Here is a 23658-nt window from a genome sequence, read left to right as displayed (position 1 = left end):
ATGGAAATAATCCAAATAATTAATTGGATATAATCCATAATTAGTATATTTGAGGTGTCAGGAAAGTTAATGTCTTGATAGAAAATGACTTACTATGGAAAATGAATTGACGTTAAAACGATTTACAGATTTACGTAGGGAATTGGGTTATACCCAAGCGGAATTTGCCTCACTAATCGGCGTATCGAACACCACAGCAGATATAGAACGTGGAAGAACAAAACTTTCAGGTAAAGTAGTATTAGAGTTGTTAAAACAATTTAAAATCAATCCTCTTTGGTTGTTTGGGGAAAGTGAAGAGCAGTATTTGGAAACATCAAAAACCAGTGTCATACCAAAAGTAGTTACGGTTGATTCTGCCAACCGGGACAATATGGTTTTGGTAAACGCCAAGGCAGCAGCAGGGTATCCGCAAAATATTTCAGATACCAGTTGGTATAAACAATTGCCAGCATTTGATTTGCCTATTCCAGAATTTAGAAATGCAACCTATAGAGGGTTTCAGGTAGAAGGAGATAGTATGTTGCCTAATTTACATCCGGGTGAATGGGTGTTGGCTAGAGCTATTGAACACATAGATTATGTAAGTGCAAATAAAATGTATGTCGTTGTTTTGCAAGATTCCATTATGGTAAAGAAGATAGAGAAACGACCTAACTCAAATAACATCACGCTGGTTTCTTTAAATGAAACTTATCCTCCTTATGATATTAAGCCTTTTCAAATACAAGAAATTTGGGAAGTTAGTAGTAAGATAACTTTTAATGTTGATGCAACTACCGATAGTGGATTGTTACGACAATTACAAGAGTCTATGAAAGAGTTAAAAGATCAATTACAGCATGTTAAGAAAGTTAACTAAAGAATTGGTTTAACATATAATCCGCTTTCTTTTAGTTTAAATCCTAAGCTTTTGTAGAGTGAAATGGCGGCTGTTCTATGGTGTCCGCTAAACAATAGTACCGTACTAAGCTTTTCTTGTTTTGCGTGTTCAAGCAATTTTTTCATTAGTTTTCTCCCTATACCCTGTCCTCTATATTGCGAAGAAACTACAACATCTTCAATCATGCCTTTATGGCCAGAGACTACTTTATATTTTGCCATCATGGCTATGCCAACCAGTTTTTCCTTGTCCAAACAAACGACAACATCTGTGGTGTTGTAATCCGATAGAGCGGATGCTAGGTCCAATTGAGTTATTGCGGCATTGAGCTCTTTATATAATTCCGTAAGTTGAGATTGTAAATCTGCTGTTACTTCGTTAAATGTGATTAGTTTAATGATTAGATCCATAGTTTAAAATATAATTATTTACCCACAACCTCTCCCATAGATATAGATAAAGGACCAAGTTTATGGAGGGTAGGTAAAAATACTCCGCTTTCTGTTTTTGTCCAATCTTGCCACGTAGCTTCAACTCCGCCTATGGGAATGATCTTGGTCCAAAGTTTAAAGCTTTTTGGTTTTCCGCTAGGTTCTATGATCCACATATAAGAATCACCAGGTGTATCTCCGCCTTGGGTATAGGTTACCAATAATGCTTCAGAACCATCTTCTAGGTCTACTAAATAACGTTCTGTTCCATGGTCAAAAACTTTAAAAGGGGCTACTAACCAAAAAGAATCATTGTTGAAATAGCTTTGGGCTTTTTCTATTAAATCCTTAGTTTTCTCATAAGAGGCACTTGAATTGTTGATTGTAGCCTTACTGGAAGAAGGGGTGATCAGGTCTAAATGTACCGTGATATCATCCCATGAAACGGAGACAATTTCTTTTCTTCGATCCCATTTATAATGATGGTCACCACGAAAAGACCAATCCAAGACATTGGTATTATTATAATTTTTGTAATTAAGGGCATCTAACATTCTATAGGCTAAAGCATCTGCTTCCGGACCAGATTCTCCTGTAGGTAGGGGTTCATTATATAAATAATATAATACACCATAACCAATGGCAAGCACTAGTGCAAGTATTCCAATAAACTTAAATAGTTTCTTTATCATATGTATTATAAGATATTGATTTAAAATTTATTATAATAATATTTAATTGCTAAAATTATAATTTTTAGATACATCTAAAACCCAACTGCAGCGTCATCACCGCGTTTATCTGCACCTCCTTCAAGCTTGCCGTTGTCTAAAACACGTATAGCATCTACTTTGCCTATAATGGGTGTTCTTTCCTCGTTAATAATATACCCTTTTGTTTTAAGCTCATCTGTAAGAGTGGTAGAAAAACCGTCTGGTTCAAAAATTACCATATCAGGAAGCCATTGATGGTGAAATCTTGGTGCGTTGACAGCATCTTGCATGCTCATTTTAAATTCATAACTATTTAAAATAGTCTGGGCTACGGCGGTTATAATGGTTGAACCTCCAGGGGTGCCAACAACCATCCAAAGCTTACCATTACGTTCAACAATGGTTGGGGTCATACTGCTCAACATCCTCTTTTCAGCAGCAATACTGTTTGCTTCCGCACCTACCAGTCCAAACATATTTGGTACGCCTGCTTTTGCGCTAAAATCATCCATTTCATTATTTAAAAAGAAGCCTAGCTCATCTGAATAAAGTTTAGAGCCGTAAGCACCATTGAGAGTCGTTGTAACGGATACCGCATTACCTTCTTGGTCTATGATGGAGTAGTGCGTGGTTTCCATGCTCTCAACAATTTCAATATTGCCATGTTGTACCTCGGAAGATTTTGTGGCTTGATCAAAAGAAAAATTAGCCATTCTTTCGTTTAGGTAATCCTCGCTTAATAATCGGTCAAAAGGTATATCTACAAAATCGGGGTCACCCAAAAAGTAATTTCTATCCGCATAAGCTCTTCTAGATGCCTCGGTAAATAGTTGTACCATTTTAGGGCTATTATGTCCAAATTCCGCAACATCATATTTCTCCATCATCTTAAAAATTTGATTTATGGTAACCCCACCGCTACTAGGCGGACTCATTGAAATAATATGTAAATCCTTATAGTCAAACGTAATTGGATCTCTCCATACTGCTTGGTATTTTTCTAGGTCTTGTTCTGTAATATATCCACCTTTTTCTTGAATGAACGCTGCTAATTTTAGAGCGACTTCACCTTTGTAAAAACCATCTCTGCCATTTTTGGCGATACTTCTAAACGTTTTTGCCAATGCAGGATATTTAATAGTATCGTTTTCTTTGAATTCAGTAGCAAATTTGGTGCTATCACTATTTACTTCTATAAACTTATCTCGTTGACTGGCAAGTCTTTTTTCTTGATTTGCAGTAACCACTACACCACGTTCGGCCAGGGCAATTACCGGGGCCATAATCTCTTCAAGAGGTAATGAACCAAATTTTTTGTGTACTTCTATAATACCGGCAACTGTGCCGGGTACCCCAACTGCGGTTGCTCCTAAAGTACTTTTGTTTGGTATTACGTTGCCCAGGGAATCCAAATACATGTCTCTATGGGCAGATAGGGGAGCTTTTTCACGGTAATCTAGAGCTCCTGTTTCTCCGTTTGCTTTTCTATAGACCATAAAGCCACCGCCACCTAGATTTCCGGCAAAAGGATAAGCAACTACCAAAGCCATTTCCGTAGCAACCATGGCATCAAAAGCATTACCTCCTTTTTGCATAATGTCGCTTCCTATTTTTGAAGCTTCTTCACGTGCTGAAACAACCATTGCCTTGCTGGTAACTGTTCCGGTTGGTGCGGGTGGATTCTCTTTGCAGCTGCCAAAAATCACGAAAGCTATCAGTGTAATGGCTAATTTTAGATGGTTCATAGTTAGTTAAATATTTAGGTTAATTAAATGTATTTAATATTTTGATAAATAGAATTTTAGTAAATTATTTATTTAATAGCGATATGTACTTATGTTTTGAAAATGTAATTAACTCTTCAAAAAATTCGGTGAATTCTTTTTCAAAAGAATCATAATGTTCTTCTAGGTCTATAATGGCAAAATTCATTTTAGATTTGTTTTTCGTTCTTCGGTTCATACCATTCAGTACATTGCCAATGCCTTCCATTTTAGAATAGTTGTAAAGCCAATTGTCAGAAATCATATACGGCATCATGCGTTTTACACCTTCAGGTAAAATTTTATAATTATCTTCCAAGAGGTCGTAAAAATCTTCTACAAATATGTCTAAAGGTGTGTCAGAATATTTGGACCAATTTTTAGCTAAAAAATGGTCGTAATAGATGTCTACGATAACTCTGCTATAGTGACTATAATTGGCATGCAATCTTCTACTGCTAATCTTTGGGATACTATGGGCATCTGTATAGGTGTCAATATGTCTGTGTAGTTTTATGCCCTTTTGAACTTTTGTAGGTAAGTGTTGAAATTTATTGGCGCGAATACTATCGGCAATAAAGTTGCCAATGGTGATTTCTTTGTCTCCGAATGATAGAAAGATATGTGCTAAAAAATTCACGCTGTTATTTTTATGCTTATAAAGTCGAATTTACAAAGAAGCGCAATAGTGGTAAAAACTAACCGTTTATATTTGCAAAAACTTATTAAGAAATATGACACTTATAAAATCCATATCAGGAATACGAGGAACAATAGGAGGTAAGCCAGGAGACAACCTTACACCGATCGATGCAGTAAAATTTGCTGCTTCTTATGGGGTCTGGTTAAAAGAATACTCTAAAAAAGAAAAGTTAAAAGTGGTAATTGGTCGTGATGCTCGTTTGTCTGGTGAAATGATTCAAAATCTTGTTGTATCTACTTTGGTAGGTTTAGGTATAGATGTGGTTGATCTTGATTTGTCAACAACGCCAACAGTAGAAATAGCGGTACCTATGGAAAAGGCGGACGGCGGAATTATTCTAACCGCTAGTCATAACCCTAAGCAATGGAATGCTTTGAAATTACTCAATGAAAGAGGGGAGTTTTTGGATGCCGCCCAAGGTGCTAAAATTTTAGAAATTGCGGAAAAAGAAGATTTTGATTTCTCTGATGTTGATGATTTAGGGCAGATAAACAAGAATGATAGTTATATAGATATCCATATCGATGAAGTGTTGAATCTTTCTTTGATTGATGCAGAAGTCGTTAAAAAAGCAAAGTTTAAAGTTGTTGTGGATGGTGTGAATTCTACAGGAGGTATTGCCATTCCAAAATTATTAAAGGAATTTGGAGTAGAAGTAGTTGAGCTATATTGCAAGCCAACGGGTCATTTTCCACATAACCCAGAACCGTTAAAGAAGCACTTAAAAGATATTTGTGACCTAGTCGTGAAGGAAAATGCGGATTTTGGTATTGTTGTAGATCCAGATGTTGATCGTTTGGCCTTTATTAGCAATGATGGTGAAATGTTTGGCGAAGAATATACTTTGGTTGCTTGTGCAGATTACGTGCTTGGTAAGACCAAGGGGAATACGGTTTCTAATTTATCATCTTCAAGAGCATTACGTGATATCACTCAAAAACACGGAGGTACCTATGAGGCTGCGGCAGTTGGTGAAGTGAACGTGGTAACGAAAATGAAGAGCAATAATGCTATAATTGGTGGTGAGGGTAACGGAGGTATTATCTACCCAGAGAGTCACTATGGTCGAGATTCTTTGGTGGGTACCGCATTGTTTTTAATGTTAATGGCTGAAAAAGGTGGTACTGTTGCAGAATTAAGGGCAAGCTATCCTAGCTATTTTATGAGCAAAAAGAAGATTGAGCTTACACCAGGTTTAGATGTAGACGGAATTTTGAAGTCAATGGCGGAAAAATATGCCGATGAAGAATTATCTACTATCGATGGTGTTAAAATTGATTTTGCAGAGAACTGGGTACACCTTAGAAAATCCAATACAGAACCTATTATAAGAATTTATACGGAAGCTAAAAGCCAAACCGAAGCCAATGATTTGGCAGATAGAATAATTGGTGAAATAAAATCTATTGCAGGTTTATAGCTTTAGTTATACCTATTTAAAAACCCGAAAGTAAACAATCTACTTTCGGGTTTATTTTTTGTTGCATGTTAATTTACTTCTGCAAAAGCCGCCGCTTTTTTATCTCTATGTTTCCAACGTTTATGGGTCCATAGATAATATTCCGGTTTTTCTCTTATCTGTTCTTCTGTTAGTCTAAGAAAAGTGTTGGTTATCTCGTGTTCCTTGGTTTCCTTACTGTTTAGGGCAATAGGTATGAACTCGGCTTTGTAATGACCTCGTTTCACCTTGCTTACTTTTAAAAAGACCGTGGCCAATCCTGTTTTGCGCGCTAAAATTTCACCTCCGTTGAATATGGGTACGGTAATTCCCATAAAATCGGTCCAATAATGAGCTCTATGAGCTTGTGGAGATTGGTCGCTTACCATACCGTAAGTTGCCCTTACGTTATTTCTGAAATTTTTAATTACCGTTTTAGCGGTTTGTGCTTGGGTAATTAATGTGGTGTTCCATCTGGCTCTTACTTTTCTAATAAAATTGTCAAAATAAGAATTGTTTACTTTTTGGTAAACGGCATAGCCTTTGGAATGTACATAATTATTTATGCTTACGTTCCACTCCCAATTGGCGTAATGTGCGCATAATATAATGATGCTACGCTCTTTTTCAATTTCAAGCAAAACTTCCGGATTAACTATTTGATATTTTTTAGCAACGGACTCTTTACTGAGGTTCATGGTTTTGACCATTTCAAGAAAGGTGTCGCACAAATGTTTGTAGAAGTCTTTTTCAATACGATTTATTTCATTCTTGGATTTCTCGGGAAAGACCAAATTTAAATTCTCTTGAACAACCTTTCTTCTGTAACCAAAAACGCGGTAAATGAAAAAGCAGGCAAAATCTGATAACCCGTAAAATAAACGATGTGGCAAAATGGAAACAACCCATAAAAAAGGATAAATCAAAACAAAGGCCAATAGTTGCATGCTGAAAAAATTATGGGCAAATATAACTATATTTGAAGCCAAATAAACAGTAGATAATGTACAACCTAGATTTAGCGACAATAGCAATAATTGCGGCAAATGTATTGGTTTCAATGAAAGGGTTTAATGATACCACCTTTTTTGAAAGATATAAATTTAGTATAGGAGCTATTAAAGCGGGACAGAAAGATCGTATGGCAACTTCTGGCTTTTTACATGTGGATATTTCGCATCTGTTGTTTAATATGTTGACGTTGTACTTTTTTGCTGGTGTTGTGATCAATTGGTTTGGTAAGACCCAGTTTTTAATAATTTATGCTGTTAGTCTTTTGGCGGGTAGTCTTTTGGCATTAAATTTTCATAAAGATGAGCTGTATTATTCTGCGGTCGGTGCTAGTGGTGCGGTAACCGGTATTTTATATGCTGCAATATTATTACAACCAAATATGCAATTGGGTATTATGTTCATACCAATTCCTGTTCCTGCATATGTTGTTGGTATTGGTTATTTATTATATTCTATATATGGTATGAAAAAACGATTGGGTAATATAGGTCATACGGCCCATTTTGGTGGCGCTATTGGTGGTTATGCCTGTACATTGTTGTTTATGCCTAGCCTATTACAGACCGATACTTTAATGGTGGGGTTATTGGCATTGCCAATTATTTTGCTTTTTGTTTTAGGTAAAATGGGAAAAATTTAAGTTTTTCTTAAGTTTTGTAATATTATTCTGTAAGATGGTCTAATATATAGTGCATTTCATCGGATTTCTCTGTGAATAGACAACAATACGGCAATTCGGGTCGTTAATGCAAAAACCCGAATTTAAAATGAAATTAAACCTATCTATCAGAAAATCATGGCTACTAGCTATTTCGGCAGTAGTTTTTATTACAAGTTGTAGTGATGAAACCACGGTTTTTGAAAACCCCGAAGATAATTTAATAAATGAAACAGATCAGTCAAAGCTTTTAAATAGTGTAAGTTTTGATGAAGCAGGTGTCCTTGATATTTATGAAGACCCATCTGCTAGCGCTAAAAGGTATAATACTACCGGCAAGGCAGAACCTGCTGGTGACTATCCGTTGACCCTGGTAGCTCAAATTGATCCTCCAACATTTACAAATGGTGAAAATTTAGCAGCAACACATGTCGCTTTAGACGGTGATTATGGTTATGTCTCTTATAACACTGTAGGGCAAGACTATGTTGGTGCAATTGATGTTGTAAACATTAGTGACCCTAACAATCCTAGAGTTACATCTAGGGTGTATTACACCAATGCGGATTTGAATTCCATTGCTTATGATAATGGATATATATATGTAGCCGGTGGTGTAGATTCAGAACAATCTGTAACCGCCACGGCAAACTCATTGGTTGCTAAAATAGCTGTTAGTGGTGGTAGAATAAATACATCTAACATAAGCTATGGCTTCCAAGAAGGTTTTAATGCAACAGATGTTCGTATTGTAAATAACGATGTTGTGGTAACCAGTGGACAAGACGGCTTTGTGGTTGTTTATGATAAAAACGATTTAAGCGTAAAAAATGAAGCTGCTTTTTCAGATTTGCGCTCTGTGGCGTATAATGGTAGCGAGTTGGCGGTATTGGATGCTGCGGAAGGCGTTAGTTTTTTAGATACCAATTTAAATACCGTTAGAAGCATAGGTATACAATCAGATTTTGGAATAGATGCTAAGCGAACATTGGATTTTTTAGGCAATAATATTATTGTTTCTGAAGGGACAAAAGGAGCTGGAGTGTACAATAGTGCATCTGGAAGCTTTGTTGAATATTTACCTATTTTAACTAATCCTGATAATGCAGAGCCAGGAGAAATTGTAACCAATGGTGTTGCAGTAAATGATGATGTTCTTTTAATGGCAAATGGAGCTGGCGGATTAAGTCTTTCAGAAACTAAAGCTGATAATACAGTTGGTGTCGGTGTAATTGAGCTCTCAGGCTCTATTAATTATGTGGCATCAAAAGATGATTATATTTTTGCTGCCTCTGGTAAATCGGGCTTTCAAATTATTAAACTGAATAGACCAAGTGTTAGTTTGGAAGAGAGATGTTCAGAATTGTCAAGATATTCCGGTAGTGCCAATCTAAACGTCAATAATGGTGATGAATTAGCGTACAGTGGTTCAAAAAGGTTCAACAACGTAAATGTTAGTGGGGCTTTATTGCTGTGCGGATCATGGACTGTTAGAGAAGGTGTGGCCATTAATGAAAACGGTTTGTTTGAAATGAACGGTACCTTAGTTGTTGGTAGAAATAACCGTCAAAGAAATATTACCATCAATTCTAGTGCAACCTTAATAGTTGAGGGTAATTTAACCATCTACGGTGATTTGGTTCTTAATGATGGTGCGTCTATTGAGTTTTTAGGTGACGATTCTGTTGTTGCTGTAACAGGTAGGGTTATAAAGAACGGAGATGTGACGGTTTCTGGTAATTTTAATGATTACTATAATAAGTTCTAATTCGCATATTATAATATAAAAAAAATCCCCTAGGTTTTACCTAGGGGATTTTTTTTGAATTGAATTTTAATGGTTAATTCAATAATTCTGCAACCTTGGCTTCTAAAGCAGGTCCTCTTAAATTTTTAGCAACGATAACACCGTTTTCATCTAAAAGAAAAGCAGCTGGTATAGCGTCAACATTATATAATTTTGCAATCTTATCATCAAAGTAAGCGATGTTGGAGATATGATTCCATTCCAAACCATCTTCGGCTATCGCTTTTTTCCAGGCTTCTTCGGTACGGTCTAAAGAGACGCCCAAGATATTTAGCCCTTTATCGTGGTACTTTTTGTAAACAGCAACAATATTGGGGTTTTCAGCTCTACATGGTCTGCACCATCCTGCCCAAAAATCTATTAATGTAACTTTTCCCATTACATCTTTTAATGCAAGAACGCTACCATCTAAACTAGGTCCTGAAAATTCTGGAGCCTTAGCGCCAATACTTGAATTTTTTCCGGTCTCTTCAGAAGCTTTTAATTTTTCTATGCCTTCTTGAATTTGTTTTCCTGTCTTGCTGTTTTTAATTTCTTCGGACAACGTTTTGTAAATTTCCTCGACTTCTTCTAATCCTACCGCTTTTGTTGCAATGGCTCTATCTAACACTAATGCGGAGATAAGTGCCTTTGGGTGGCTTTTAACGTAGTCCAATTCAAAGGTTTTGTACTCTTCTTGAAGTTCTTTCATTTCATCCTGCAGGGCAATAGCGGCCTCACCAGAAGCTGATTTCATATCTTGCTGTATAGATTGGGCTTGAAGGGAGATTTCTCTTGACTGCTTCATGTAATCGGCAAAAGCATCATTTTGAAATGTTCCGCTTATTTCAGCAAACCCCATACTGTCCCTTTGGGCGCTAAAATCAATTTCTCCATTTTCTAGTATTACCGCGGTATATCCTGGAAGTTGTTCTACAAAAATATAGTGCAGTTCTGGTATATCGGCTTTACCGGTAAATGTAAACTCACCATTGGTAGTGGTTGCGGTATCTATATCCATTGGTTGGTTGTTCTTGCCAATGGTTTTGAGAAAAACACGGGTTCCATCCGTCAATTCCCCTCTTAGTTTGCCGTTAAGGGTAAAGCTTTCCGGTTTAGAATTACAACTGAACAATAAAATTCCGGCAAGCAGTATTACAATACTATTTTTCATATATCTCACTTAGGTTAAGCTACAAATGTACTTATATATGAGATATAAAAAAAGACCCTTAACGCAAGGTTAAAGGTCTTTTTTCTAATACTATTTTTGTAGTTAGAACTGGTATCTAATTCCTAGTCCTATATCAAAATCAAAATTGTCAGAGAACCCATTGTATCCTATGACGCCAAGTTCTGGTCTAAAGTCTAGAGATAGAATTAGGGGTATGTCAAAATTGTATTCAATACCTATATCTCCGGCCGCGAATATAAAAAGACCGCCATCATTGTCGTTATTGGGGTTGTTTGGGAAGTCTACGCTTCCTAAACCGCCACCAACACCGTAATACCAATTGAAATCTCCTTCAATAGGTCTTACCCATTGGTAAAGACCGGCTAACTTAAAAGCGTCAAAGTTTCTACTATCTCTCCATCCTAGGTCAAATTCTGCTCTAGTGTATCTAGTTAGTGATTTTTGATAACTGATCTCTGCGCCAAAGCCATCGCTATCTCCTAATCTTAATCCAAGTGCGTGATCGGCAATATCTTGAGCGGAAATTGTACATGTTGCCAGTAAAGACAACGCTATAATACTTTTTAAAATCTTCATATAGTTATAGGTTTTTGTGATGAAAAATGAGCCAATTTATAATGTGGCTCACACAATAAAACTTAATTTAGCAATCAAAATTGTGTTACGTTGGATAATAATTTGCTTTCAAAGTTACGAGAAGATTTAGAGGGAGATGTACAATTTGATAATCTTACCAAAACACTTTATGCTACCGATGCATCGGTGTATCGTAAAATACCATTAGGTGCGGCTTTTCCAAAATCTGTTAAGGATATTAAGAAAATAGTGTGTTTTGCCAATGATGAAAACATTAGTCTTATACCTAGAACTGCAGGTACTTCATTAGCGGGCCAATGTGTTGGCGATGGTTTGGTTGTAGATGTGTCAAAACATTTTACCGACATTATTCGTGTGGATGAGGCTAAAAAACAGGTTACTGTTCAACCGGGAGTCATTAGAGATGAATTGAATGAATATCTAAAGCCATACGGATTGTTTTTTGGTCCTAATACATCAACATCTAATAGGTGTATGATCGGTGGTATGGTAGGTAATAATTCTTCTGGTACCACATCTATTCAGTATGGAGTTACCAGAGATAAAGTTATCTCGATGAAAACTGTATTGTCCGATGGTAGCGAAGCAGAGTTCGGAAGGATTTCTACAGAAGAGTTTAACCAAAAAATACAGGAAAACACATTTGAAGCTTCACTTTATAAAAAGGTGTATAATGAGCTATCAAATAAGGAAATAGCTTCGGAAATTAAGGAGAATTTTCCAAAACCAGAAATTCATAGGAGAAGTACTGGGTACGCTGTTGATGAGCTATTGAAAACAGATATTTTTGGGGGTGATTTGTCTTATTTTAATATGGCGGAACTACTATGTGGAAGCGAAGGTACATTAGCTTTTACAACAGAAATAACCGTGCAATTAGATCCTTTGCCGCCTGCACTTTCTGCCATGGTAATCACCCATTACACCACCTTGGAAGATTGTTTGATGGATGTTGTTCCGGTGATGGAGCATCCATTACAACTATGTGAAATGATGGATAAGGTTATTCTGGATTGTACTAAGAATAACCGCGCTCAATTGGCGAATAGGTTTTTTGTTGAAGGTGATCCAGCGGCCTTGTTGATGCTGCAAGTATCTGCGCATACAAAGAAGGAATTGGAAGATGCGGTTGCGGCATTGCAAAAAACAATTGCAAATTCAGGTTTAAGTTATGCCAATCCTGTATTGTACGGTGATCAAATTGCCAAGGCTATTGAGCTGCGCAAAGCAGGTTTAGGGCTCTTAGGTAATATTGTGGGAGATATGAAGGCGGTAGCATGTATAGAAGATACGGCTGTGGCATTGCCAGATTTAAAAGATTTTATTGCTGAGTTTTCCTTGATTATGAAGGGTTATGGTCAAAGTGCGGTTTATTATGCCCATGCAGGGGCGGGTGAGCTCCATTTAAGACCAATTCTCAACCTGAAAAAATCTGCCGATGTGGGCTTGTTCAGGGCAATAACAACCGATGTTGCCAAGTTGACCAAGAAATATAAAGGTTCTTTTAGTGGGGAGCACGGAGACGGTATTGTGCGTGCCGAGTTCATACCCTTAATGATTGGGCAAAAGAACTATGAATTATTAAGAAGGATAAAATCATATTTTGATCCTAAAGGAATTTTCAATCCCGGTAAAATTGTTGATGCCTACCCAATGGACCAGTCTTTTAGGTACGACGTTGACCGTAAAGAGCCAGAGGTTGATACGTTGATGGATTTCTCTGATAGTCAAGGTATTTTGAAAGCTGCTGAAAAATGTAATGGAAGCGGCGACTGTAGAAAAACAGACAAGGCAAAAGGCGGAATGTGCCCGAGCTACCATGCTACAAAAAATGAAAAAGATACCACAAGGGGTAGAGCCAATACCTTACGGGAATTTTTGACCAACCCAAATAGTTCTGCCAAAAATAGATTTGACAGCCCTGAAATTAAAGAGGCTTTTGATCTCTGTTTAAGTTGTAAGGCGTGTGCAAGTGAGTGTCCCAGCAATGTAGATGTGTCTACTTTAAAAGCAGAGTTTTTGTATCAATATCAAGAAGCGAACGGATATTCTTTACGCGGTAAATTGTTTGCCTATAATACTAAATTGAATGGTTTGGGCAGTAAGGTTTTTGGCTTGACCAATGCGGTATACGATTCTAAATTTCTTGGAGGATTATTGAAGAAAACCAGCGGTGTGGCAAAAGAAAGAAGCTTGCCAAAGGTTTATAGATTTAATTTTGATAAACATCTTCAAAAATTTGATAATAAGAAAGTTATAAAAAGTAAGAAGGTTGTACTGTTTATAGATGAATTTACTCGCTATTTGGATATTGAAGTTGGTAAAGATGCTATTGAATTGATGACAAAACTTGGTTATGATGTTTCATTGTACTATGCTGAAAGCGGAAGAACATTCCTTTCAAAAGGTTTTTTGAAACAGGCTCAAAAATTAGCTATCAAGAATTCTGAACAATTACAGAAATTCGCAGATGCCGGGTTGCCGGTTTTAGGTTTGGAGCCTTCGGCAATTTTGTCATTTAGGGATGAGTATAAGCGAATGACCGGTGATAGAGAAGTTGCTCAGAAAATTGCTGATAATTCATTTTTAATTGAGGAGTTTTTAGCTAAGGAGGTAAGCGATGGCAATTTAGATGCGACCAGTTTTACAACTAATGCCAAAGACATTAAGATTCATAATCATTGTCATCAAAAAGCGCTGAGTAACCAGAAAGTTACCTTTGATATTTTGAATCTCCCCAGCAATTATAAAGTGACTATTATACCTTCTGGGTGTTGTGGTATGGCAGGTTCTTTTGGTTATGAGGAAGAACATTACGAGACTAGTATGAAAATTGGTAGTTTAAAACTTTTTCCTGCAGTAAATAAATCTTCGGTAGAAACCATTATAGCTGCAAATGGAACAAGTTGTAGGCACCAAATTTTTGACGGGACCAAGAGAATCGCGAAACATCCGGTGAGTGTTTTAAAAGAAGCTTTAATTGCTTAGTTATCGGTAAAACCGTCTTTTGCTTTTTTAGACTCCCGTTCTTTTCTTTGGGTAATGGTAGCAATTAGCTCGTTCATGTTCATGGATTTGAGTTCTTCATCCATATAGAACGATGCTAGTTTGTCATTTTCATATCGGTACAGTTTCCAGCGTTTAAAAGAATATTCCAGGGCAGTCATATGTTTTACCCAATCGCCAGAATTTAAGTATAGACATTCGCCCTTTTTGGTTTCAAAAAGCTGTTTGTTGGGAGAATGGCTATGGCCACAGACCACATGGTCATAATGATGGTTTACCGCCATTTTTACAACGTTATTTTCAAATAGGGAGATTTGGCTTGGGTCTCTTTCACCATAATCTAATTCAGGATTGGAGAACGGCTTGTTTTTCTTACCGAACAGTCCTAAAACCTTGGTCTTTAATTTTGCTAGTTTTAACAAGGTATCAAAACCCGCTTCACCAAAATTCAATAACCAATGGGAATGTCTAAATGAAAAGTCAAAAATATCGCCATGAAAAAAAAGCGTGTTTTTGCCATTTAGCTTTAGAGAAAGTCTATTTGACACCTGAATGGTACCCATATAGATGTCATCTATTTTTCTAAAAGGTTCGTCCTTGTTGCCTGTTATGTAGTGTACCACAGTACCCTTTGATGCTAAGGAGAATATTTTCTTGACCACCTTTAAATGTGCTGGAGGAAAGTAATTATTGCGCATTCTTTTTGCGTCAATAATGTCACCGTTAAGAATTAGTATTTTAGGATCAATACTAGATAGGTATGTTAATAATTCTTCCGCGTGACAAGCGTATGAGCCTAAGTGAATATCAGATAGAACCGCTATTTCAAGACGACGTTTTTTCAATGAGGGTAATTTTTAGGACAAAATTAAACCTAATGGTATACATGCCAGTCATTTGGAGGGTCAACAATCTATAATGATTAGGTTAATTAATCATTATCACAAAACAGTTAGGTTAAGGTAATATTAAGCACTTTATAAATTTTTCTTTCATGCATTTAACATTTACCTTTGAAGCTTGTGAAATGGTAAGTAGTGATAACTTACGTACATAAAAAGAACGTACTTAATTATGGCAGGTAATAGCTTTGGAAATATATTTAGAGTAAGCACATTTGGAGAATCTCATGGTAGGGCAATTGGTGGAGTGATAGATGGTTGTCCTTCTGAAATTGAATTGGATTTTGAAGCCATACAAAGAGATTTAGATCGTCGTAAACCCGGGCAGTCTGCTATAGTTACCCAGCGTAAAGAGCCGGATGAAGTAGAATTCTATTCCGGTATTTTTGAAGGTAGGACCACAGGTACTCCAATTGGTTTTGCTATACATAATACCAACCAGAAGTCTAAGGATTATGGTCATATTAAAGATTCTTACAGACCGTCTCATGCAGATTATGTTTATGATCAAAAGTATGGATTTAGGGATTATCGTGGTGGAGGAAGAAGTTCAGCAAGGGAAACGGCTAGCAGGGTAGTGGCAGGTGCCATTGCAAAACAGTTTTTAAAAGGAATTGAGATACAAGCCTTTGTTTCACAAGTGGGTGATTTGGGCTTAGGTAAGCACTATACGGAATTAGATCTTTCTCTAACGGAATCCAATGTGGTGAGATGTCCTGATCCGGAAATGGCCGCTAGGATGGAAGAGTATATAAAATCCATTAAAAAGGAAGGTGATACCATAGGTGGAATAATTACCTGCGTCGCCAAAAATGTACCGATTGGTTTGGGTGAACCTGTATTTGATAAGTTACACGCTGAATTAGGCAAGGCAATGCTATCGATCAATGCTGTTAAAGGCTTTGAATATGGTAGTGGTTTTGAAGGTGTAAAGATGAAAGGTAGTGCACATAACGATCAATTTAATAGTGACGGATCTACAAAGACCAATTTCAGTGGTGGTATTCAAGGGGGGATAAGTAACGGAATGGATATTTACTTCAATGTTGCATTTAAACCAGTGGCTACAGTAATACAAGGCTATGAAACTATTGATAAAGAGGGTAATATGGTGAAAACACAGGGTAAGGGAAGACACGATCCATGTGTAGTACCAAGAGCGGTACCCATTGTAGAAGCTATGACGGCATTGGTGTTAGCGGACTATACACTTATGAATAGAACTATTAAATTATAGGTTCGTTTTTAGCACTTTTCCTTGCAAAATACTATCTTACTTCCCTAAACTAAATTATATATGAGGAAGCTTGAGTTGCATTGGCAAATTCTATTGGGAATGTTGGCAGGGGTTTTATTTGCTTTAGCAATGGTTCAATTGGAATGGGGTCCAAAATTTATTTCAGATTGGATCAAACCATTTGGTAACATTTTTATCAACTCATTAAAATTAATTGCGGTACCACTTATTTTGGGCTCGTTAATAAAAGGAGTATCAGATTTAAAGGATATTTCTAAGCTTTCACAGATGGGAGGGCGCACAATAGCTATATACATTGCCACTACCGTTATTGCCGTTACCATAGGTTTAGGAGTGGTAAATATTGTGAAACCTGGGGGCTCAATTACCGAACAGACAAGAACTGAACTGGTTGAAAACTACAAAGGTGATGCCGATGCCATAAAGTCTAAAGCGGAAAAGCAAAAAGAGGCGGGCCCGTTACAAGCGCTAGAAGATTTGGTGCCTAGTAATATATTTAATGCAGCTTCTGATAATGGAAACATGCTGCAAGTGATATTTTTTGCCATTTTCTTTGGTATAGGATTGATACTCATACCTGAAGAACAAGCAACACCTGTAAAAAAGTTCTTTGATGGTTTTAATGAAGTAATTCTAAAGCTTATAGATTTAATTATGCTGGCGGCACCATATGGTGTATTTGCTTTATTGGCGGCCTTAATCGTGGAATCTCCAAGTATGGACCTCTTTAAAGCCTTGGCGTGGTATGCTTTCTGTGTTGTTCTTGGGCTTACGCTAATGTTAGGTGTATATCTACTTTTGGTTTGGATTTTTACTAAAACTTCTCCAAGTAAGTTCATGAAAGGTATGTCACCGGCACAACTTCTAGCTTTTTCAACAAGTTCTAGTGCTGCTACGCTGCCGGTCACCATGGAAAGGGTAGAGGAGCATTTGGGGGTAGATGAAGAAGTAACAAGTTTTGTATTGCCAATTGGTGCAACTATAAATATGGATGGGACAAGTTTATACCAAGCTATTGCTGCGGTTTTTATTGCTCAAGCTTTTGGTATGGAGCTTAGTCTTTCCGCGCAATTGGGTATTATTGTAACGGCTACCCTTGCATCAATAGGAAGCGCTGCGGTACCGGGAGCTGGTATGGTAATGCTGGTTATTGTTCTTGCGCAAGCAGGAATACCTGAAGCTGGATTAGCGCTCATATTTGCTGTTGATAGACCATTGGATATGTGTAGAACGGTAATTAATGTCTCTGGTGACGCTTCCGTTTCTATGATGGTAGCGAAGTCAGTTGGTAAGTTGCACGAACCAAAGGTTAAGAATTGGGACGATAATTATAAAAAATAACTTTCTCAATCATTGTACTTGCGGTAGGCTGCGGTACTGAACATGAACAACCCATAGCAAACCAAACCGGCAGCAACAAAACCTAATAAATATTTGCCATAAGCTTGATCTTGTATAAATGAAAAAGCTTCGGCAGTACCTTTGACTTGTTTAGAAGAGGCATTTAAATCAATTCCTGTTGACAGAAAAAAATAGGAAATAATACTGGTGACAATGCCTCTGGATAGTAAACCGGCATAACCCATTCTTTTAATATATTTTCGTGTGTTCAATGATGTGACGGATTGTATGTCAAAGTTGTTAATGAAATTACCTTTATAGATTTTAACAAATTGATATACCGCTTTTATGCCAAGGGCACCTCCAATGATAATAAAAATCAGGGAGCGGGTGGATGTATTTAATAGAGGTTCTTTGCTATTGTTGCCAGTGCTATAAATGGAAAATAAACCGAACGCTTCTGCAATGGCAATTAAGCCTAGTGAGAAGTAAATGATTCCGCTTATGGAAAAACTAATTCGTTTTACCAAACCTTTAAAATCGGTTCCAATGCCTTCAGGGTCGTTTACCCCTTGTATCAATCTCCAAATGCCATAGCAAATAAGCCCTACACCTAGTAAAACTACAATTACAGAGCCTAGGGTTTGTTGTTCCAAATAACTAATAATTGAAATTTTTCCAGCTTTTCTTCCTCCCATATTAAATGCGGATAAGAAAGCTAGAATTCCTGTAATGGAAAATACGATGCCTTTGGAAATGTAACCGCTAAGGGCAATTTTTTTTATAGTATCGTTCATTATTGTTTGGATGAATAAGTTTTCCTAAGTATGTGTAGCAATTGGATATTTTGATTTAATTCTTTTTTGATTTCTCATTTAACTTATCGGCTCCATCGGCGGCATCCTTAAAGTTTAAATCATCATCTGTAATGTCCTTATAAGCTTGTATCCATGCATTTCTGAAAATTCGCGTAACTGTGGGCCAGATTTTTGTTTTGACGCTGTTAAGGTCTCCTTCAACCGGAATTTTAGTGGCGAGTGTATCTTGCTTATGATTTTTAAGAATGAATTTAAAAAAGCCAACAAAGCCTTCCCATAAGGTTTTCAAGAAGCCGTCATCTTTGCCAATTAGTTTGGCATTTTTTAAAATAGGTTTAAACGAACCCTTTAAATATCCATCGGCAATGGCAAGTTCTCCGAACAAATCAAATGAACCTTCGTCAAAATCAATTCCAGCGTAGTGGTTAGTAAAGTCGTTAAGAGCCGTTGCATTGGCATTTTCCAAGCTAAATGTAATATCCATATCCGGTATTTCCTTTACCAAATTCATATCACCTTCTAATACTACATTTCCATTACCGATAGAAGTGGCAGTAGCCTTAATGTTAGATGGTAACGTTCTTGTTTTTTCAACTACATTTCTTAAGTTGGTTGCGGAGAGTTCTACATGAGACAAGTGCAAATCTATGTTGGGGTCAGCTTGCAGCTGTAAAAATGCAAGTTTTCCGTTTTTAACTGTAAATCGGTTAATATCAATAGGAACTAGATCGGTTAACGCTTTGGTCCAATCTTCAGCATCAGCCTGAGCAGTGGAGTCTTGTTGGTCTTCAAAAATATAAATGACCGTAGGTTCTCTCATTTCGATTTCACTAACGATCCTTCCGTGAAATAGGGCATTCCACTCAATGGAAATATCCGTTTCTTTAAAATCTAAAAACGGCACTTCCGTATTGCCGTTAACTGTATTGAGGTACATGCCGTGTATGGTGTAGGCACCCCGAATAATAGAAAGGTCAATGTCTTCAATTTGACCATAATAACCAGGAATGTCCGCAAGAACGTTATTTACGTAATTTTTTACGATGTAGGGTAGGGAGAGCCGTATAGCAATTAGAAAAACTATTAGTGTAATAGGTATTACATATCTTTTTTTCTTATACCGTTTCCTATTTAAATCGCTCATTAAATTCAATGTTTATATCAATGTTGATAATATAAGTCATTGATAATAAATGTATGAGCTTAAATGTTAAATGGAGTAAAACTATACTTATTAGAATTAAAATTTAAAATTTAGGAGGGGAATTCAGGAGATTAGATGAATTTGCTTTTTAATTCTTCACTCGGAATCATACAATTATCTTTTTTACCATACCATTTGTATCTATTTCTGGCAATAAAATCGTATACGATATTTCTTAAAGCCTCGGGTAGCCACAGTAAAATGGAAGATATTGCCTTAAGTCCTTTTAAATGTTTTCCAATTTCAAGAGCTGCTGTGGATTTTGTGTAATAGGCAATATTGGGTTCTATAAGAATTATAGAGTCAACTTCTTGGGTGTCAATATTTCGTTCTGTTAATAGCTTTTTTCCTGTTTCACTTTGTAACGCGGCAAATTGGAATACATCGTTAACATCTCGCTTAATTACAAATTGCACACTATTGTTGCATAAGTTGCAAACGCCATCAAAGAGAATTATTTTTTTAGATTGTTCCACATTGTAAAGATACATTAGAGAAAGTGTACCTAATTGAATTTTATGATCTATTTAAGGAAATGAAAGTAAGTTTAAATAAGTCCGCTAAGAGGATAAAGCAAAAAATTTAAGTTCGATTATAAAGAAATTCAAGTTGGAGCGAGAATAGGGGTATGGTTTAAATAAAAAAACACTTACAAAAAATCATATACGATTTTTTGTAAGTGTTTGATTGTCAATTGAGATAAATTCTAATCAAACCATTATGGTCTAATTTGAATTCATCTTTTTTAGTAATGATCAGTTACAACTTTTCTTAGGGTAACTTGTGCGGTTTGCTCGTAGTCATCATGCCAGCCAAAGTAGTTTCCGGTTTTAAAATAATTTTGATAAGCATATCCATTACCAACATAATCATACATTAGGGTGTAATCAATAGAAATATCTTTTGCTTCACATTCTAATGCGTAGTAACACTTACCATCTTCTATTTTTAATTTAAAAGTAAATATTTCGTTATCAACGTCGGCCACATCTATCTTGTTGTCGTAAGTACTGGTCCATGGCTCGTTATCATTAGGTACGGTGTAGTAATCTAATTGAATGGTTCCGCTGTTCCATCTTATCTTAACGGTTGCTGGTGACCCCTCTAAACCTTCGGTTTCTTTTCCGTGAATCTGTGCAATTATTGTTCTACCGTTACCTTCAACAAAATCAACGTTTAAGGTAGTTTCCAATATATGCGTTCCTTCATCCATATACCAGTTATCATCCGTGCTTTGATTGCCTTGCCAGAATTCTCTTAATTCCGTTCTGCAATATTTATCGCCCAATTCAGAAGTACCAGAAGTGGTGAATCCTGTAAATCTCGTGAACATGGTATACGTGCCATCATCATTTTTATAAAAATACTCGGACTCTTCATCAGTTAATTGCTCATTTACAATATCCTCGTAAAAAATAGAGGTGGCCTTGCCATCGCCATTGTCAATAGGAACAGATAAGTACCAATTTTCCCAAACAATGAGACTTTCTTCATTTTCAATTTCTGGTTCTTCTTCTGGTTCTTCCTCTTCATTAATCTCGGTCTCTTCTACTAAAACTTCGGTCGTTTCTTCTTGTTCAATAACCGTATTGTCAGATGAAGAACATGATAATACATTAAGAACAATGCCTAATGATAATAGACTACAAAAATGTTTTTTCATATCCTTTACTTAACTTTTGGGGGATTATATTGTTTTAATAGAACGTATATATCATTGAATTCTTATGAGTACCGAATAAGCTATTTTTTCTTTTCAACCATTTCTAATTGGTCAACACTGACATTGGTGGTGAAAATGCCATAATTAACAATTGCTTTCCCTTTTTCTAGAGAATCTATGCTCCCAACAGCTTTACCATCTTGCATACGTACCCGATCACCAACCTTAAAAACTGGTCTTGGTTTATTCCTTTCCTTAATAATCGCCTTTTTCTTCTCTACCTTCTTTTTCTCGCGAATTACCTTTACTTCTTTTTGTACTTCCTGTGCAACTTGAGCTTTTTTGGCTCTTTCCAATTTGGCCTGATGCGCCGTTTTCTTTTTTCTTTTACTGTTTTCTGTTTCTACAATTCGCAAAAGTTCAGAAACCAAAGGTCGTTTCTTATTATCTTGAAAATATTTGTCCGCAGCAACGTTTACCTTGTTCCCCAATTGGATCATTCGCTGATCATGATCGTAGAGCTCTTGATAGTTTTCAAGTTTAGATTTTATTTTTGCATTTAGTTTTTCCAAACGCTGACTTTCTTCTCTGGCCTTGTCTTCTTCCTCTTTTAATCTAGACCCTGTTTGTGCCATTTTATTGCGTTCTTTCTGCAATTTTGCAATGGTGGCATCAAACCTTACTTTACCTCGTTCAATTTTCTTTTTCGCCTTGTTGATCAATGAATAGGGGATACCGTTTTTTTGGGCTACTTCAAAAGTAAATGAACTACCGGCTTGTCCTAAAATTAATTGAAAGGTAGGTTCCAATGTTTTGCCGTCAAAAAGCATATTGGCATTGGTTACGTGCGGTAATTCATTGGCAAGAGCCTTTAAATTGGCATAGTGTGTAGTTATGACTCCGTAAGACCCGCGTTCATAAAACACTTCTAAAAACGCTTCGGCAAGCGCACCGCCCAATTCAGGGTCACTACCTGTTCCAAATTCATCTATTAAAAACAGGGTGTTATCATCGCATCGCTTTAAAAACTGGTTCATGTTCTTTAAACGATAACTATATGTACTTAAATGGTTTTCAATACTTTGGTTGTCTCCTATATCAGTTAAAATCTTTTTAAAGAAGCAAACTTCACTTCTCTCGTGAACAGGTATCAACATTCCGCTTTGAAGCATTACTTGAAGCAAGCCAATGGTTTTTAATGTAATACTCTTACCACCAGCATTGGGACCGGAAATAACAATGATCCTGTTTTCTTGATGAAGTTCTATAGTCTGTGGAAAAGTCTTTTCCCCTTTGCGCTTATTATTTAAAAATAACAACGGATGATATGCTTCCCTCAGATACAACCTATTGTCTGTATTGATTTCAGGCATTAAAGCGTTGATATCTTCCGCGTACTTAGCTTTTGCTGCTATGACGTCTATTTGTGTTAGAAATTCTTGATATGCGCTTAAAAGAGCTCTAAATGGTCTAATTTGGGAAGTTAACAGCTTAAGGATACGCTGTACTTCTTCCTTCTCTTCAAATTCTAGGTTGTTTAGCTCTCTGCTGTACTTTAAGGCAGCTTCCGGTTCTATGTAAACTATACTTCCTGTCTTTGATGTACCCATGACGGCACCTTTGATTTTTTTACGGTACATGGCCTTGACCGCCAACACGCGTCTATTTTCTACGACCGATTCCCTTATTTCATCAAGGTAATCCGAGGCTTGGTAGGTGTTAAGGGCAGCACCAAAACTTTGGCTGATTTTTCCCCTTACGGCATTAATTTGCCGTCTTATGGCAAATAACTGATCGGAGGCATTGTCTTTAACCTCTCCAAATCGATCAATTACGCCATTGATTAGATTGGGTATTTCAGTATTGGGTTCAAGTTTAACGGCAAAATCATTTAATAATGGATAGTAATCCTTGAATTTTTTTAAAAATTTTTGATGTTGTGCAACCGTTAAGCAAATACTGGCTATACGTTTAAAACCTTGGAGTTCTAAAGTGGTGTTTTCAATTTTCAATAGCTTTAGATCGGTATTGATACTATCAAAACCATGATTTGGAATACGATTTTCACTTACTAATGAAGATAGGTATTCAGCAGTTTTGCCCAGTTCAATTTTGATAACCTCTTCCGTGATGAAAGGGGCAATTTGTAAAGCGGTTTCTTTACCTAGTTCAGTATGGCACCTAAGGGATACTTGTTGTAATACCGATGGAAATTCTAGGTCTTGTAATGTTTTGGAATGTATGTTGGCCACGTTATCTTAATAATAAGTGGCAAAGGTACACAT

Annotated in this window: 20 protein-coding genes; 7 read left to right on the top strand and 13 right to left on the bottom strand. The window is 36.6% G+C overall.

The features are described 5' to 3' along the window. Nucleotides 1–94 precede the first annotated feature (94 nt). Nucleotides 95–862, top strand: coding sequence for an XRE family transcriptional regulator (locus tag YQ22_RS18365; protein WP_071342370.1), 768 nt, complete (start codon nt 95–97; stop codon nt 860–862). Here YQ22_RS18365 and YQ22_RS18360 read toward each other — a convergent pair. The 4 genes from YQ22_RS18360 to YQ22_RS18345 all read right to left on the bottom strand — a co-directional run bounded on the left by YQ22_RS18360 (nt 859) and on the right by YQ22_RS18345 (nt 4430). Further along, a complete protein-coding gene (locus tag YQ22_RS18360; protein ID WP_071342369.1) occupies nt 859–1293 on the bottom strand; it encodes a GNAT family N-acetyltransferase in 435 nt (144 codons plus the stop codon). The two genes, YQ22_RS18365 and YQ22_RS18360, sit on opposite strands and share 4 nt — an antisense overlap. Nucleotides 1294–1307: 14 nt before the next feature. Continuing rightward, nucleotides 1308–2006, bottom strand: coding sequence for a hypothetical protein (locus YQ22_RS18355; RefSeq protein ID WP_071342368.1), 699 nt, complete (start codon nt 2004–2006; stop codon nt 1308–1310). Nucleotides 2007–2080: 74 nt separating this feature from the next. Beyond that, nucleotides 2081–3772, bottom strand: a complete 1692-nt coding sequence (gene ggt / locus YQ22_RS18350) for a gamma-glutamyltransferase (RefSeq protein WP_071342367.1) — start codon at nt 3770–3772, stop codon at nt 2081–2083. Between the two features lie 64 nt (nt 3773–3836). Then, the gene (locus tag YQ22_RS18345) at nt 3837–4430 is read right to left on the bottom strand and encodes an acyl carrier protein phosphodiesterase (RefSeq protein WP_071342366.1); all 594 of its coding nucleotides are present in this window, start codon (nt 4428–4430) and stop codon (nt 3837–3839) included. 94 nt (nt 4431–4524) lie between these two features. Between YQ22_RS18345 and glmM the strand changes: the two genes are divergently transcribed. After that, on the top strand, nt 4525–5913 hold the full coding sequence (gene glmM, locus YQ22_RS18340; RefSeq protein WP_071342365.1) for a phosphoglucosamine mutase: 1389 nt from the start codon (nt 4525–4527) through the stop codon (nt 5911–5913). Nucleotides 5914–5981: 68 nt separating this feature from the next. On the opposite strand, the gene YQ22_RS18335 is transcribed toward glmM, so the two are convergent. After that, a complete protein-coding gene (locus YQ22_RS18335; protein WP_071342364.1) occupies nt 5982–6878 on the bottom strand; it encodes a lysophospholipid acyltransferase family protein in 897 nt (298 codons plus the stop codon). 56 nt (nt 6879–6934) lie between these two features. On the opposite strand from YQ22_RS18335, the gene YQ22_RS18330 reads away from it, so the two are divergent. Together YQ22_RS18330 and YQ22_RS18325 are read left to right on the top strand one after the other, a co-directional pair. Continuing rightward, on the top strand, nt 6935–7585 hold the full coding sequence (locus YQ22_RS18330) for a rhomboid family intramembrane serine protease (protein ID WP_071342363.1): 651 nt from the start codon (nt 6935–6937) through the stop codon (nt 7583–7585). 127 nt (nt 7586–7712) lie between these two features. After that, on the top strand, nt 7713–9371 hold the full coding sequence (locus YQ22_RS18325; protein WP_071342362.1) for a hypothetical protein: 1659 nt from the start codon (nt 7713–7715) through the stop codon (nt 9369–9371). Nucleotides 9372–9444: 73 nt separating this feature from the next. Here YQ22_RS18325 and YQ22_RS18320 read toward each other — a convergent pair whose 3' ends face one another. Both YQ22_RS18320 and YQ22_RS18315 read right to left on the bottom strand, forming a co-directional pair. Beyond that, a complete protein-coding gene (locus tag YQ22_RS18320; protein WP_071342361.1) occupies nt 9445–10563 on the bottom strand; it encodes a TlpA disulfide reductase family protein in 1119 nt (372 codons plus the stop codon). A 102-nt stretch (nt 10564–10665) separates the two neighbouring features. Further along, nucleotides 10666–11160 (bottom strand): hypothetical protein, encoded by a 495-nt coding sequence (locus YQ22_RS18315; protein WP_071342360.1) that lies wholly within the window; start codon nt 11158–11160, stop codon nt 10666–10668. A gap of 90 nt (nt 11161–11250) precedes the next feature. On the opposite strand from YQ22_RS18315, the gene YQ22_RS18310 reads away from it, so the two are divergent. Then, a complete protein-coding gene (locus tag YQ22_RS18310) occupies nt 11251–14169 on the top strand; it encodes an FAD-binding and (Fe-S)-binding domain-containing protein (RefSeq protein WP_071342359.1) in 2919 nt (972 codons plus the stop codon). Here YQ22_RS18310 and YQ22_RS18305 read toward each other — a convergent pair. Next, on the bottom strand, nt 14166–15032 hold the full coding sequence (locus YQ22_RS18305) for a UDP-2,3-diacylglucosamine diphosphatase (RefSeq protein WP_071342358.1): 867 nt from the start codon (nt 15030–15032) through the stop codon (nt 14166–14168). The genes YQ22_RS18310 and YQ22_RS18305 overlap by 4 nt on opposite strands. A gap of 229 nt (nt 15033–15261) precedes the next feature. Here YQ22_RS18305 and aroC point away from each other — a divergent pair, with 229 nt between their 5' ends. Beyond that, nucleotides 15262–16326 (top strand): chorismate synthase, encoded by a 1065-nt coding sequence (gene aroC, locus YQ22_RS18300; protein ID WP_071342357.1) that lies wholly within the window; start codon nt 15262–15264, stop codon nt 16324–16326. A 60-nt stretch (nt 16327–16386) separates the two neighbouring features. Next, nucleotides 16387–17688 carry a dicarboxylate/amino acid:cation symporter gene (locus YQ22_RS18295; RefSeq protein ID WP_071342356.1) on the top strand — a complete coding sequence of 434 codons (1302 nt, stop codon included), beginning with the start codon at nt 16387–16389 and terminating at the stop codon, nt 17686–17688. 5 nt (nt 17689–17693) lie between these two features. Here the strand turns inward: YQ22_RS18295 and YQ22_RS18290 are convergent, their stop codons facing one another. The 5 genes from YQ22_RS18290 to YQ22_RS18270 all read right to left on the bottom strand — a co-directional run bounded on the left by YQ22_RS18290 (nt 17694) and on the right by YQ22_RS18270 (nt 23625). Further along, nucleotides 17694–18485, bottom strand: a complete 792-nt coding sequence (locus tag YQ22_RS18290) for a DUF1206 domain-containing protein (protein ID WP_071342355.1) — start codon at nt 18483–18485, stop codon at nt 17694–17696. 55 nt (nt 18486–18540) lie between these two features. Further along, entirely contained in the window at nt 18541–19650 is a 1110-nt protein-coding gene (locus YQ22_RS18285; protein ID WP_071342354.1) for a DUF748 domain-containing protein, read from the bottom strand. A 131-nt stretch (nt 19651–19781) separates the two neighbouring features. Next, nucleotides 19782–20201: a thiol-disulfide oxidoreductase DCC family protein gene (locus tag YQ22_RS18280; RefSeq protein WP_071342353.1), complete on the bottom strand. Its 420-nt coding sequence runs from the start codon at nt 20199–20201 to the stop codon at nt 19782–19784. A 254-nt stretch (nt 20202–20455) separates the two neighbouring features. Further along, nucleotides 20456–21373, bottom strand: a complete 918-nt coding sequence (locus YQ22_RS18275) for a polysaccharide lyase family 7 protein (protein WP_071342352.1) — start codon at nt 21371–21373, stop codon at nt 20456–20458. 80 nt (nt 21374–21453) lie between these two features. Further along, the gene (locus YQ22_RS18270) at nt 21454–23625 is read right to left on the bottom strand and encodes an endonuclease MutS2 (RefSeq protein WP_071342351.1); all 2172 of its coding nucleotides are present in this window, start codon (nt 23623–23625) and stop codon (nt 21454–21456) included. Between the last annotated feature and the right edge of the window lie 33 nt (nt 23626–23658).

It is taken from the genome of Maribacter sp. 1_2014MBL_MicDiv, from assembly GCF_001865655.1.
Taxonomy (GTDB): Bacteria; Bacteroidota; Bacteroidia; order Flavobacteriales; family Flavobacteriaceae; genus Maribacter; species Maribacter dokdonensis.
Note: the sequence above shows the minus strand (reverse complement) of the source record. Positions and strands in the feature narration are given on the sequence as shown.